Raw genomic sequence first — 13,053 nt, 5'->3', positions numbered from 1 at the left:
CGTCAAGGGTCCAGCGCATTAACGGTCGGCGCGGGCCCGGCGCGGGCCCGGCGCGGATCCGCACCGGTTCGCGCCGGTCAGTTCGCGCCGGGCAGGCCGGTCCGCTGGGCCAGCCAGGGCAGCGCCAGCCTGAAGCCCGCGCCGCCGAACTGCCAGTCGTGCTTGCCGGGGTGCACCTCCACCTTGGTGTCCAGGCCGGCCTGCCGGGCGGCCCGGTCCAGGGCCTGGGCGTTCTCCAGGTGCTTGCCGCCCTCGTCGGCGCCGACCAGGAAGTAGCCGCCGGAGCCGCGGTAGGCGTCCTTCCCGGCCCGGCCGAGGACGGTCAGCGGGTCGTGCGCCTCCCAGGCGGCGGCGTCCCCGCCGTACAGGCCGTCGACGGTGGCCTGCCGGCCGCCGAGGTTGGGGCCGAGGTCGCCGGAGATGTCGACGAAGTGGCCGAACACCTCGGGGTGCACCACGCCCAGGTCGACCGCGCAGGTGCCGCCCATCGACCAGCCGACCACGGCCCAGGAGCGCGGGTCGGTGGCGGTGCCGAAGGTCCGGGCGACGTACGGCGGGACGTCCTTGACCAGGTGGTCCTCGGCGTTGCCGTGCTTGCCGTTGACGCACTCGGTGTCGGTCTTGAAGTTCCCGGTGGCGTCCGCCATCACCAGCACCGGGGCGTAGCCGTTGTGGGCGGCGGCGTACGCGTCGGCGGTCTCGACCGCCGCGCCGGCCCGGATCCAGTTGTCGGGGGCGGCGAACTGGCCGCCGATCATCTCCACCACCGGCAGCTTGGGCCGGGCCTTGCTGCGGAACCAGGCCGGCGGCAGGTAGACCAGTTCGCGGCGGTGCTTGAAGCCGCTCGGCTCGGCGGGGACGTCCACCGCGACCACCCGGCCCTCGGTGGCCCGGCCGACGGTGGCCAGGGCCTCCTCCAGGGTCATCTGCTGCGGCACCGGGGCGTCGGACAGGTCGCCGACCGCCGCCTCCACGTCGGGGTAGTAGCCGGTGGAGATGTTGATCGAGTTGGCCGCGCACAGCAGGGACATCGCCACCGCCACCGGGACGGCGGCCAGGTTCCACCACCTGGAGCGGCGCACCCCGGCGGCCAGGCCGCCCAGGCCCAGCAGGGCGCAGCAGACCCAGAGCCAGAGGCCGGGCGGCAGCGGGTCCTGGACGTCGCCGAACGCCAGCACCAGCAGCGCGGCCAGCCCGGTGCCGGCGGCGGCCCCGCCGACCACCCAGGGCAGCCGGCGGCGGACCCAGAACGGGCTGCCCCTGAACAGCGCCGCCGCGACCGCCACCACGGCCAGTATTCGGAAGGTCCACGGCAGCCAGCCACTCAACAGCGAGATGTCCACCCGGAGATGATACGGAGACGCTCCATCACGCCGGTTGGCCGGGCCCCGTCAGGCGCTTGACGGCGGATCAGCCCTGGCCGGAGCGGCGGCGGGCGGCCGCCACCGCGCGGTCGGACTCGCGGCGGTCCTGGCGCTCGCGCAGGGTCTGCCGCTTGTCGTAGAGCTTCTTGCCGACGGCGAGGGCGAGTTCGAGCTTGGCCCGGCCGTCCTTGAAGTACAGCGACAGCGGGACGAGCGTGTGGCCGCTCTCCTTCGCCTTGGACTCGATCTTGCGGATCTCCATCTTGTGCAGCAGCAGCTTGCGCTTGCGCCGCGCCGAGTGGTTGGTCCAGGTGCCCTGGGCGTACTCGGGGATGAAGACGTTGTCGATCCAGGCCTCGCCGCCCTGGATGTACGCGTAGCCGTCGACCAGGTTGGCCCGGCCCTCGCGCAGCGACTTGACCTCGGTACCGGTGAGCACCATGCCGCACTCGTAGGTGTCGAGAATGGTGTACTCGTGCCGCGCCTTCTTGTTCTGCGCGACCAGCTTCTTGCCCGTTTCCTTTGCCATAGCCCGGCCATTCTCGCACTTCGGCGGCGGACGCGGCAGCCCCTTTACGGCGCGGCGGGCGCGGGCGGCGCGGAAGGGGCCGCGGCGGGGCCGGGGCGGGGGCCGTCGGGGGCGGTGGCGGGCGCGGTGGCGCCCGGGCCGGCGGTGGGTGCGGCGGCGGCGGGCGCGTCGGTGGCGTCGGGGGCGGAGCCGCGCAGCCCGGCCAGCACCTTGAGGGCGAGCGCCTGCGGGTCCTCGCCGGCGGCCGGCACGTCGGGCTGGACGCCGGTGCCGTCCGGGGAGCGGCCGGCCGGGGTCTGGTAGCGGCCGACGGTGAGCTCCAGCACGGAGCCGTCGGCGAGCCGGCTGGGCTGCTGGACGGTGCCCTTGCCGAAGGTGCGGCTGCCGACCAGGACGGCCCGGCTGCGGTCCTGGAACGCGCCGGCCAGCAGTTCGGCGGCGCTCATGGTGCCGCCGTCGACCAGCACCACCAGCGGGACGGCGGTGTCGCCGCCCGGGGCGGCGGTCAGTTCGCGGTGCTCGCCGTGCACCTGGTAGCTGGCCACCGGCCCGCCGTCGAGGAACACCGAGGCGGTGCCGACGGCCTCGCCGACCAGTCCGCCGGAGTTGCCGCGCAGGTCGAGCACCACGCCCCGGGAGCCGGCCGCGGCGGCCCGCACCTGGTCGGCGACGCCCTCGGTGAAGGCGTGCACGGCGATCCGGACCACCCCGGGCGCCGGGTGCGCGACCTCGACCTCGCGGGTGGACAGCTCGGCCCGGGTCAGGGTGAGTTGGCGCACCGGCCCGGCCGCGTCCCGGACGCCCACCGCGACCGCGCTGCCGGCCGGGCCGCCGCGCAGCCGGGAGACCAGTTCGGTGACCGGCAGTTGCTCGGCGGCGGCGCCGTCCACGGTGACCAGCAGCTCGCCGGGCGCGATGCCGGCCCGGGCGGCGGGCGAGCCGGGCGCCACCTCGGCGACCAGGGTGGGCCCGCCGGCCTCCCGGTCCACGCTCAGCCCGACGCCCGCGTACCGGCCGCCGGTGAGGTCGGCGTACTGCTGCGGGCTCAGGTAGGCCGCCCAGCGGTCGCCGCTGGCGCCGACCAACTGCCTGGCCTGCTGCGGGGTGAGGTCCGCCCCCGCCAGGTCGGCGGCGGGCGGCAGTCCCTCGGACGACGAGGGGGCCCGGAGCGAGCCGTCCGGCTCCCCCCAGGCCCCCGAGGCCGCTCCGGCGAACAGCACCGCGCCGAACACCAGGCCCAGCGTCATCCCCTGGCGTACCCGCGGTGCAGTCGGCATGTGCGCGAGTCTAGTGCCGCGACGGGCACGTGGACCTGTGACGCCGACGACCCGTCAGACCTTCAGGTACTTGCGCAGGGTGAAGAACGCGGCCACGCCCGCCATCGCCATGCCGACCACGACCAGCAGCGGGATCACCGCCAACACCGAGGACAGGCCGATGAAGTGGATGAACGCCACCTTCTTGGCCAGCCACTCCTGGACGAAGAAGTGCCCGCCCAGCAGCAGCGCCGAGGCCAGCGCCGAGCCGAGCAGCGCGGCGAACGCGGCCTCCGCGATGAACGGCATCTGCACGTAGAAGTTGGACGCGCCGACCAGCCGCATGATGCCGGTCTCGCGGCGGCGGCTGAACGCGGACACCCGGACGGTGTTGACGATCAGCAGCAGCGCGACGAACAGCATCAGCACCATGATCACGAAGGCCGCGGTCTGCAGGCCGCGCAGCAGGCCGAACAGGTTCTCCAGGATCTTCCGCTGGTCCTCGACCGACTTCACGCCGGGCTTGCCGGCGAAGGCGCTCTGGATCACGTCGAACCGGGTCGGGTCGTTCAGCTTGACCCGCCAGGACTGCGGCATGGAGTCCGGACCGACCGCCGCCAGCAGCGGGTTGTCCGGGTTGCTGTCCTTGAAGTGCTTGAACGCTTCCTGCGAGTTCTCGAAGGTGTAGCTCTGCACCAGCGGCATCTTCGCCAGGCCGTCCTTGACCGCCTGGATCTGGTCCTGGGTCGCCTCGCCGTCCGCGCACTGCGGCGAGTTGTGCTCCGCCTTGGTGCAGAAGTAGATGCTGACCTCGACCTTGTCGTACCAGTAGTCCTTCATGGAGTTGACCTGGTCGCGGACCAGCAGCGAGGCACCGGCGAGGGCGAGCGACAGCGCGACACTGACCACGACGGCGATGGTCATGGTCAGGTTGCGGCGGAGACCGACGCCGATCTCCGACAGAACGAACTGGGCGCGCATGCTTCTCTCTTCTAGCTCTGGTAGCCGTAGACGCCGCGGGCCTGGTCACGGACCAGCAGGCCCTTGTCGAGCTCGATGACGCGCTTGCGCATCTGGTCGACGATGGCCTGGTCGTGGGTCGCCATCAGCACGGTGGTGCCGGTCCGGTTGATGCGGTCGAGCAGCTTCATGATGCCGACCGAGTTCTGCGGGTCGAGGTTGCCGGTGGGCTCGTCGGCGATCAGCAGCATCGGGCGGTTCACGAACGCCCGGGCGATCGCCACGCGCTGCTGCTCACCACCGGACAGCTCGCCGGGCATCCGGTCCTCCTTGCCGCCGAGGCCGACCAGGTCGAGCACCTCGGGCACCACCTTGTTGATGGCGCTCTTCGGCTTGCCGATGACCTCCAGGGCGAACGCCACGTTCTGCCCCACCGTCTTGTTCGGCAGCAGGCGGAAGTCCTGGAAGACCGTGCCCAGTTGGCGCCGCATGTGCGGCACCTTCCAGTTCGAGAGCTTGCCCAGGTCCTTGCCCAGCACGTGCACCGCGCCGGTGGACGGGCGCTCCTCGCGCAGGCACAGGCGCAGGAACGTCGACTTGCCCGAACCCGAGGAGCCCACCAGGAAGACGAACTCGCCCTTCTCGATCTCCAGCGAGACGTTGTCCAGGGCCGGACGGTTCTGCTTGGGATAGGTCTTGGAGACGTTGTCGAATCTGATCACGGCTGCATCACGGGGGCCATCCTAGGTGGATCGGAGCCAGTGACCTTACGCGATGCCCAACCGCACCCGCAGTCGCGGGGCGCGTACTGAACGTGGTTTCGTCAGGTGTTGTTCGGGTTCGCCCCGGAAATTGCGAGGTACGTCACAGATCGATAACCCTTCTCCTCCGGGAGCCGAGGGGTACGGAACCTGGCAGAGTGGTAAGCAGTCGGAACCGAATCCGCCTCCGGCGCGTTGGCTATGCAGCAAGGAGGAGATCGCATGACCTGCGACCAACTGGTGTGCGCCAACTGCAACGGCCGCGTGATCGACGGCCGCTGCCCGGTGTGCCGCGCCAACCGGGCCCGGCTCCAGCAGGAGCCGCACGGGCCGTTCGCGACGCTCAACCCCGCGGTGCTGCTGGGCCTGCTGTTCGTCGCGGTGCTCATGCTGGCCCTGCTGCTGCTGCACTGACCCCGAGCGCTGAACGGGAGGGGCCCCACCGCCGCGGCGGTGGGGCCCCTCCCTTGCTGTTCGGGCGTGCTCAGCTCTCCCGCTGCTCGCGCCACCGGATGCCGGCCTCGATGCTGCGTCCGACGTTCATCTCAGCCGGCCTCCTCACGCCGTGGAATCAGCTCTCCCGCTGCTTGCGCCACCGGATGCCGGCCTCGATGAAACCGTCGATGTCCCCGTCCAGCACGCCCTGCGGGTTGCCGACCTCGTACTCGGTGCGCAGGTCCTTGACCATCTGGTACGGGTGCAGGACGTAGGAGCGCATCTGGTTGCCCCAGGACGAGCCGCCGTCCTTGAGCGCGTCCATCGCGGCGCGCTCCTCCTGGCGGCGGCGCTCCAGCAGCTTGGCCTGGAGGACGTTCATCGCCGAGGCCTTGTTCTGGATCTGGGAGCGCTCGTTCTGGCAGGAGACCACGATGCCGGTCGGCAGGTGGGTGATCCGGACCGCGGAGTCGGTGGTGTTGACGCCCTGGCCGCCGGGGCCGGAGGCGCGGTAGACGTCGATCCGCAGGTCGCCCTCGTCGATGTCGACGTGGTCGGAGGTCTCGACGACGGGGAGCACCTCGACGCCGGCGAAGGAGGTCTGGCGGCGGCCCTGGTTGTCGAACGGGGAGATCCGCACCAGGCGGTGGGTGCCCTGCTCGACCGAGAGGGTGCCGTAGGCGTAGGGGGCCTTGACGGTGAAGGTCGCGGACTTGATGCCGGCCTCTTCGGCGTACGAGGTGTCGTAGACCTCGGTCGGGTACCCGTGCCGCTCGGACCAGCGCAGGTACATGCGCATCAGCTGCTCGGCGAAGTCGGCGGCGTCGACGCCGCCGGCCTCGGCGCGGATGTTGACCAGGGCCTCGCGGGCGTCGTACTCGCCGGAGAGCAGGGTGCGCACCTCCAGCTCCTCGACGGCCTTCTTGACCGACACCAGCTCGGCCTCGGCCTCGACGCGGGTGTCCGCGTCGTCCTCGGCCTCGGCCAGTTCGAACAGGACGCCCAGGTCCTCGACCCGGCCGCGCAGGGTCTCGAACTTGCGCAGTTCGCCCTGGAGGAAGGAGAGCCGGCTGGTGACCTTCTGTGCGTTCGCGACGTCGTCCCACAGGGTGGGGGCGGCTGCCTCCTCCTCCAGGGTCGCGATGTCGGCCCGGATCTTGTCCAGGTCGAGGACGGCCTCGATCGACGCCATGGTCGAGTCGAGGTTCTTGAGCTCTTCGGAAGGATCGACGGCTGCCACGCCTCAAGGGTAATGGTTCCGCGGGGGGGCTCGGCTACAACCGGGGGTACCAGGTGGTGCGCACCGCCGCGGAGGGGCCCGCGGGGGGCTCGGCGGCGAACGCCGTCCACGCGGCGGCGGCGCCCGCCAGCAGCAGGACGACGGCGATCAGCACGGCCAGGGTGCGGCGGCGGCGGATCATCTGGGCCCGGGTGCGGCGGTGCGGGCCGGAGCCGGGGCGGTCGCGCTGGGCCCGGGACTCCTCGGCGTAGGAGGCCAGCTCCTGGGCTGAGGGGCGGCGCAGGCTGGTGTGGGTGTCCCGGGTGGAGTCGGGCTGCGGGCCGGGCACCAGCGGGACGGCGGGGCCGCGGCGGCGGCGGTGGGCGCCGCCGGCGAGTGCGTCGCTCTCGGCGTAGACCGCCTCGCCGGGGGTGGGCACCTCCTCGGCGGCGGCGCGCTGGGCGGGCACCGCGAGCGGGCCGAGGCCAGCCAGCTCGGGGAGCAGGGCGCGCAGCCGGGCGGCCAGCTCGGCGGCGCGCAGCCGGGAGGCGGGGGCCTTGGCCAGGCACTCGGAGATGATCCGCCACAGGCCGTCCGGCATGCCCTCGACCGGGGGGACGTTCTCGGTGACGTGCCGGCGCAGCACCGCGCCGGTGTGGCCGCCGCCGAACGGGGTGGCGCCGGTGAGCAGCTCGTACAGCACGGTGGCGGTGGCGTAGATGTCGACGGCGGCGCGCGGCTCCAGGCCCTCGATGATCTCGGGGGCGAGGTAGTCGGGGGTGCCGATGATCCGGGTGGCCCGGGTGCGGCGGGGGGCGTCGACCAGGCGGGCGATGCCGAAGTCGGTGAGCTTGGCGCGCGGGGCGCCGCCGGGGCCGGGCGGGGCGGCGAGGTCGAGCAGGACGTTCTCCGGCTTGACGTCGCGGTGCACGATGCCGGCCGCGTGCGCGGCGGCCAGGCCGTCGGCGACGTCGGCGATCACCGAGGCGGCGACCAGCGGGCTGAGCACGCCGTCGCGCTCCAGCCGGGTGCGCAGGTCGCTGCCCCGGACCAGGTCCATCACCAGGGCGAGGTCGCTGCCGTCGACCACCATGTCGTGGACGCCGACCACGTGCGGGTGGTCGAGGCCGGTGAGGGCGGCGCGTTCCTGGACGAAGCGGCCGACCAGCACCTGGTCGGCCGCGAGGTCCTCGCGCAGCAGTTTCACCGCGACCGGGCCGTCCGGGCCCTCGCCGAGCCACACGGTGCCGGCCGAGCCGCGGCCGATCACCTGGTGGACGGTGTACCGGCTGCCGATCTTGCGTGCCAATGCTGCTCCGTGGGCTCGTGAGGTCGGTGCTCGCCGAACAACCTACGCGCCCGCGACGGTCGCGGGGGCCGCGGAGGGCCCCCGGCGAGGTACCGATCCGGTGGAATTTCGCGGGATTGTCGACAAAGCGTCAATTACCCGGTCAGGTGTGGCTGGTGACCCAGTTCCGGGCCGTGTCGTACCAGCCGACCACGTTGTCCCAGTAGTGCGGCAGCGGCGTGAAGTTCCACAGCGCCAGGCAGCCCACGGCCAGCACCACCAGCACCAGCAGGCAGCCCTTCAGGCAGCCCAGGCCGGGGATGCGCATCCGGTTGGGGCTGCGCCGCCGCGGCTCGCGCTCGCGTTCGCGCTCCCGCTCGCGGGGCGGCTCCGGCTCCGGGCGGCGCTGCGGGGCCGGCGGCTCGGAGCGGCGCTGCGGGGCGCCGTAGCCCTGCGGCTGCCCGCTGTAGGCGGCCGGCGGCTGCTGCTGGGCCTGGTACGGCGGCGGGGCGACCGGCGGACGGCCGCCGGAGCCCGGCCGGGACTGCCGGCCGCCCTGCGGCGGGTGCGGCTGCTGGGCCTGGTACGGGCCCTGCTGCGGGGCGTAGCGGCCGTCCTGCGGGGCGTACCGACCGTCCTGCGGGGGCCGCTGGTAGGACTGCGGGGCGGCCGGCGGGCGGCCGGCGGGGCCCGGCTGCGGGTACTGGCCGCCGTGCTGCGGGGGCTGGCCGGCCTGGTACGGGCGCGGGGCGACCTGCGGCTCGCCGGAGCCGTCCGGCTCGAACCAGCCGACCTGGGTCTGCGCGTTGCGGTCCCGGGCGGCGCGCAGCTGGGTCTGCCAGGGGTGCGGGCCGTCCGGCTGCGCGGGGGCCTGCTCGGGGGCGGGCGGCACCGCGGGCATCACCCGGGTGCGCTCCGCGGCCGGGGCGGCGGGCGGCGGGCCGATCAGCTGGGTGCGGTCCTCGGCGCCGGGCGCGGGCGGCCGGTGCGCCATGACCTGGGTGGCGGCGGCCGGGTCGTACCCGACCCCGGGCAGGGTGGCGTCGTGCGGGGAGACCGCGGGGGCGGCCAGCGCCGGGTCGGGCACCAGCAGGTCGCCGACGGCCAGCGCGGCCTCCACCGCGGCCGGGGCGGAGTGCACGCCGACGCCGGCCGCGACCACCCGCAGCGCCTCGGCCAGCGCGACGGCGGTGGGGCGCTGGGCCGGGTCCTTGCGCAGGCAGCGCTCGACCACCGTCCACAGCGGCTCGGGCATGGTACGGGGGCGCTGCGGCTCCTGCGCGAGGTGCGCCTGGAGGATCGCCAGCGGGTTGTCGCCCTGGAACGGCGGGCGGCCGGTGACCAGCTCGTACAGCATGATGCCGGCGCCGTAGACGTCCACCGCGGCGGTCTGCGGGCGGCCGCCGGCGGACTCGGGGGCGACGTAGGCGGGGGTGCCGACGAACTCGTGGGTGCGGGTGATGCCCGGGGAGTCGGCGAGCCGGGCGATGCCGAAGTCGGTGAGCATCGGGTGCATCCGCTCGTCGCCGTCCACCGCGAGGGTGGCCAGCAGCACGTTGGCGGGCTTGAGGTCCCGGTGCACGACGCCGTCGGCGTGGCTGGCGGCCAGCGCGTCGGCGATCTGGGCCATCAGCAGCGCGCCGGCGATCGGCGACAGCGGGCCGGACTCGCGCAGGTAGCGGTACAGGTCGGGGCCGTCGACCAGGTCCATCACCAGGGCGAGCAGCTCGCCCTCGACCACCAGGTCGCGGGTGCGGACGATGTTGGGGTGGGTCAGCCGGAGCAGGACGGAGCGCTCGCGCAGGAAGCGCATCACCACGTCCGGGTCGGCGGCCAGCTCCTCGCGCAGCACCTTGACCGCGACCGCCTGGCCGGGCACCAGGCCCGGCACGGCGGCGTCCTCGCGCACCCGGCCGCGCCAGACCGTGCCGGTCGCTCCGCGCCCGAGGCTCTCCTCCAACAAGTACTTGCTGCCGACAGGCCGCACCTGTGCACTCCGTTCGGTCACCCGGCGCCCGCTGCCGGGGCCGCGTTCCGGCACTCCCCCGTTCCCGTGAACGGCGCCGGGGCCTGGGGAGTCCGCCCGGGCGGACGGGCTCCCGTGTGTCCGGCAACTCTAACGGTGCCCGAGCGGGTTTCCGAGGTGTTGCCCGGCCGGGGCGCGCGCGGTCGGCCGGCGGGGTGCCCGGGGCGCCTTGACCTGACTCCCCGTCGGATTCACCATGGCGATGATCGCAAGATCGTCAAATCCGGTACCGTGCGCGGACTGTCCGTCCCGAGTGGCAGGATGGCACGCACCACACGTGTGCAGAAGGGACCCCGGGCGAGATGCAGATCCGGCTCACCGTCCTTCGACCGCGCAGCGGGCCGGCCGCCCCCGGCAGCGCCGGCAGCTCCGGCAGCTCCGCCGACGTACTGGTCACCGCGCCGGCCGGGACGGCGCTCGGTGCCGTCGCCGCCGCGCTGGCCGGCGCGGTCGGCGTCCGCGGTCCCCGCTCCGCCACGCACGTCCACCTCTACGACGGGGAACGGCGCCTGGACGAGCAGACCCCGCTCGGCCACCCCCCGCTGGTGGACGGCGCGGTGCTCGCCCTCGGCGAGCCCGACCCGGACGCGGAGGGCCCCGACGAGCGCCCCGCCGCCGAGCTGCGGGTGGTCGGCGGCCCCGACGCGGGCGGCGTCCACCGCCTGCACGGCGAGCGGATCCGGATCGGCCGCTCCGCCGAGGCCGACGTCCCGCTCGACGACCCCGACGTCTCCCGGCTGCACCTCGCCCTGCACCTGGCCGCCGACGGCCGCGCCACCGTCCAGGACCTCGGCTCCACCAACGGCACCCGGCTCGACGAGCACTGGCTGCGCGAGGAGAGCACCGACGTCGCCCCCGGCACCCTGCTGCGGATCGGCGAGTCCACCCTCCAGCTCGCCCGCGCCGAGGACATGGCGGCCCGGCCCACCGCACCCGACGGCGAGGGCCGCCTCCGGCTCGCCCCGCGCACCGGCGCCCGCACCGCCCCCGGCCGCCCGGCCGCGCCCGCCGGGCCGCCCGAGCCCGCCCCGGCCCCCGCCGCCGCCGGGCGCGGCGGCCGCTGGCTGCGCCGCGGCCGGAACGAGCCGCCCGCCGCCGACACCGACCGCCAGCACGACGCCGCCCGGCTGCGCCAGGCCGCCCACCAGCGCGAGCGCTGGCCCGACCCGGCCGCCCTGCTGCTCACCGCGCTCGGCACCGGCCCCCGGCTGTGGGAGCGCGGCCCCGACCACCCCGACGCGCTCACCCTCCGGCTCGGCACCGCCGACCTGCCCGGCGGCCCCGGCACCGCCCCCGGCAGCCTGCTGCCCGCCGTCCCCGTCACCGTCGACCTGCAGACCGCCGGCAGCCTCGGCCTGGCCGGCCCGCGCCACCGCCTCACCGGCCTGGCCCGGGCCGCCCTCGCCCAGCTCGCCGCCCTGCACCCGCCCAGCGGCCTCGCCCTGGTCGTGGTCGCCGCCGAGCGGCCCGCCGAGGACTGGGCCTGGGCCCAGTGGCTCCCGCACCTGCGGCCCGCCCACGGCCAGTCCTGCCGCCTGCTGTACGGGCTCGGCCCCGAGCAGGCCGAGGCCCGCCTCACCGAACTCGCCGCCGCCACCGCCGGCCCGCCCGCCACCGTCGTCCTGGTCGACGGCGACCCGGGCACCGAGGCCGCCCGGCACGCCCTCGGGCTGCTGCTGCGCCAGGGCCCCGCGGCCGGCGTCTTCGCCCTCTGCCTGGCCGAGTCCCCCGAGGAGCTCCCCACCGGCCTCGGCGCGCTGGGCACCGTCACCGGCGAGGTCTCCACCCGCCTCACCCTCGACCGCCCGGCCGCCGGCGCCCGCGAGCGCCTCACCGACGTCGCCCTCGACGCGGTCTCCCCGGCCTGGGCCGAGCGCCTCGCCCGCACCCTCGCCCCGCTCACCGAGGCCGACACCGGGGCCTCGCCGCGCGGCCCGCTCCCCGAGGCGCTGCGCCTGCTCGACCTGCTGCGCTCCGAGTCGCTCTCCCCGGCCCGGCTCGCCGAGAGCTGGCAGTCCCTGCCCGCCGGGGCCGGCGGCGCCGCCGCCCTGCTCGGCACCGCCCGCGGTCCCGGCGGCGAGGAGAACTGCGCCGTCGACCTCGCCGAGGACGGCGACCACCTGCTGATCGGCGGCGGCCCCGGCTCCGGCAAGTCCGAGCTGCTGCGCAGCCTGGCCGCCTCCCTCGCCGTCTCCGAACGCCCGGACCGGCTCGCCCTGCTGATGGTCGACGGGGACCGCGCGGAGGACGGCGGCCTGGCCGCCTGCACCGACCTCCCGCACGTCACCGGCCACGTCAACGCCGCCGAGGACCCGCGCGGCGCGCTGCTCGCCGCCGAGCGGATCAGCGACGAACTCGCCCACCGCGAAGCCCTGTTCGACGGCCTGACCTTCACCGACTGGCACACCAGGCGGGCCCTCGCCCTCGCCCGGACCCCGGCGCTGGTCGGCGGCCCGGCCGACCCGGCCGCGCCGCTCCGGGTGGTCGAACCGCGCCGCTCCCCCGACGCGCCCCCGGCCGACGCGGCACCGCCCCGGCTGGTCGTCCTGGTCGACGACTACGACGCGCTGCTCGGCCCGGCCTCCCCCGGCGGCCGTCCGCTCGCCCGCGCCCTCGCCGCCGTCGCGGTGCACGGCGCCCGGCTCGGCGTGCACGTGGTCGCCGCGACCGGCGCGCCCGAGAGCACCGCCGGCACCGAGCTGGACGAGGCCGCCCAGCTGCGGATCGCGCTGCGCACCGAGCAGGCCGGCGACTCCGACCTGCTGATCCACCTGCCCGACGCCGCCGCGCTCCCCGGGGCGACGCCCGGCCGCGGCTACCTGCGCCGCCCGGACGGGGCGGTCACCGCCTTCCAGGGCGCCCGGGTCAGCGGCCGCATCCCCCGCACCGCGACCCTGCGGCCCACCGTCGTCGCCCAGCGCCTGGAGGACCACGGCGCCGCGCCCTCGCCCCGCCCGGTGCGCGAACTCGGCAACGGGCCCACGGACCTGGCGCTGCTGGCCTCCGCCCTGCGCCGGGCGACGGAGAGCTGAGGGCCGGGTGCCCGGCGGCCCGGGGAGCCGCCGGGCACGCGGCCGGGGGGGGGGGGGGGGGGGCCCCCCCCCCCCCCCCCCCCCCCCCCCCAACACCCCCCCCCCCCCCCCCGGGGGGCCCCCGGGGGGGGGGGCCCCCCCGGGGGCGGGGGGGGGGGGGCCCCCGGTGTTGTGCGCAACCCC

10 protein-coding genes are annotated in these 13,053 nt (G+C 75.5%); 2 read left to right on the top strand and 8 right to left on the bottom strand.

The genetic code is table 11. The features are described from left to right. Nucleotides 1-77: 77 nt before the first annotated feature. The 5 genes from ACIQVD_RS27565 to ftsE form a co-directional block, all read right to left on the bottom strand. Nucleotides 78-1,343, bottom strand: a complete 1,266-nt coding sequence (locus ACIQVD_RS27565) for an alpha/beta hydrolase (RefSeq protein WP_402292019.1) — start codon at nt 1,341-1,343, stop codon at nt 78-80. A 67-nt stretch (nt 1,344-1,410) separates the two neighbouring features. Continuing rightward, on the bottom strand, nt 1,411-1,893 hold the full coding sequence (gene smpB / locus ACIQVD_RS27560) for an SsrA-binding protein SmpB (protein ID WP_123555373.1): 483 nt from the start codon (nt 1,891-1,893) through the stop codon (nt 1,411-1,413). Nucleotides 1,894-1,937: 44 nt separating this feature from the next. After that, nucleotides 1,938-3,170, bottom strand: coding sequence for a S41 family peptidase (locus ACIQVD_RS27555; protein ID WP_402292018.1), 1,233 nt, complete (start codon nt 3,168-3,170; stop codon nt 1,938-1,940). Between the two features lie 54 nt (nt 3,171-3,224). Continuing rightward, nucleotides 3,225-4,130, bottom strand: a complete 906-nt coding sequence (gene ftsX / locus ACIQVD_RS27550; RefSeq protein WP_100838059.1) for a permease-like cell division protein FtsX — start codon at nt 4,128-4,130, stop codon at nt 3,225-3,227. A gap of 11 nt (nt 4,131-4,141) precedes the next feature. Then, nucleotides 4,142-4,831, bottom strand: a complete 690-nt coding sequence (ftsE, locus tag ACIQVD_RS27545; protein WP_035863161.1) for a cell division ATP-binding protein FtsE — start codon at nt 4,829-4,831, stop codon at nt 4,142-4,144. Between the two features lie 261 nt (nt 4,832-5,092). On the opposite strand from ftsE, the gene ACIQVD_RS27540 reads away from it, so the two are divergent. Continuing rightward, complete coding sequence (locus ACIQVD_RS27540; RefSeq protein WP_400692627.1) at nt 5,093-5,284, top strand: hypothetical protein; 192 nt, start codon at nt 5,093-5,095, stop codon at nt 5,282-5,284. A 157-nt stretch (nt 5,285-5,441) separates the two neighbouring features. Here ACIQVD_RS27540 and prfB read toward each other — a convergent pair whose 3' ends face one another. The 3 genes from prfB to ACIQVD_RS27525 form a co-directional block, all read right to left on the bottom strand. Further along, complete coding sequence (gene prfB, locus ACIQVD_RS27535) at nt 5,442-6,545, bottom strand: peptide chain release factor 2 (RefSeq protein ID WP_100838057.1); 1,104 nt, start codon at nt 6,543-6,545, stop codon at nt 5,442-5,444. 34 nt (nt 6,546-6,579) lie between these two features. Next, on the bottom strand, nt 6,580-7,833 hold the full coding sequence (locus ACIQVD_RS27530; protein ID WP_400692623.1) for a protein kinase: 1,254 nt from the start codon (nt 7,831-7,833) through the stop codon (nt 6,580-6,582). 142 nt (nt 7,834-7,975) lie between these two features. Next, nucleotides 7,976-9,799 carry a protein kinase gene (locus ACIQVD_RS27525; protein ID WP_402292017.1) on the bottom strand — a complete coding sequence of 608 codons (1,824 nt, stop codon included), beginning with the start codon at nt 9,797-9,799 and terminating at the stop codon, nt 7,976-7,978. Nucleotides 9,800-10,140: 341 nt separating this feature from the next. On the opposite strand from ACIQVD_RS27525, the gene ACIQVD_RS27520 reads away from it, so the two are divergent. Then, nucleotides 10,141-12,870, top strand: a complete 2,730-nt coding sequence (locus ACIQVD_RS27520; RefSeq protein ID WP_402292016.1) for an FtsK/SpoIIIE domain-containing protein — start codon at nt 10,141-10,143, stop codon at nt 12,868-12,870. The last annotated feature ends 183 nt before the right edge of the window (nt 12,871-13,053 follow it).

The sequence above is a fragment of the Kitasatospora sp. NPDC090308 genome, assembly GCF_044769485.1.
Classification (GTDB): domain Bacteria; phylum Actinomycetota; class Actinomycetes; order Streptomycetales; family Streptomycetaceae; genus Kitasatospora; species Kitasatospora fiedleri.
Note: the sequence above shows the minus strand (reverse complement) of the source record. Positions and strands in the feature narration are given on the sequence as shown.

Excerpts from the sequence above, each read along its gene's own strand:
- smpB (WP_123555373.1), bottom strand. The coding sequence starts at position 1,893 with ATGGCAAAGGAAACGGGCAAGAAGCTGGTCGCGCAGAACAAGAAGGCG.
- ACIQVD_RS27555 (WP_402292018.1), bottom strand. The coding sequence starts at position 3,170 with ATGCCGACTGCACCGCGGGTACGCCAGGGGATGACGCTGGGCCTGGTG.
- ftsX (WP_100838059.1), bottom strand. The coding sequence starts at position 4,130 with ATGCGCGCCCAGTTCGTTCTGTCGGAGATCGGCGTCGGTCTCCGCCGC.
- ACIQVD_RS27540 (WP_400692627.1), top strand. The coding sequence starts at position 5,093 with ATGACCTGCGACCAACTGGTGTGCGCCAACTGCAACGGCCGCGTGATC.
- ACIQVD_RS27520 (WP_402292016.1), top strand. The coding sequence starts at position 10,141 with ATGCAGATCCGGCTCACCGTCCTTCGACCGCGCAGCGGGCCGGCCGCC.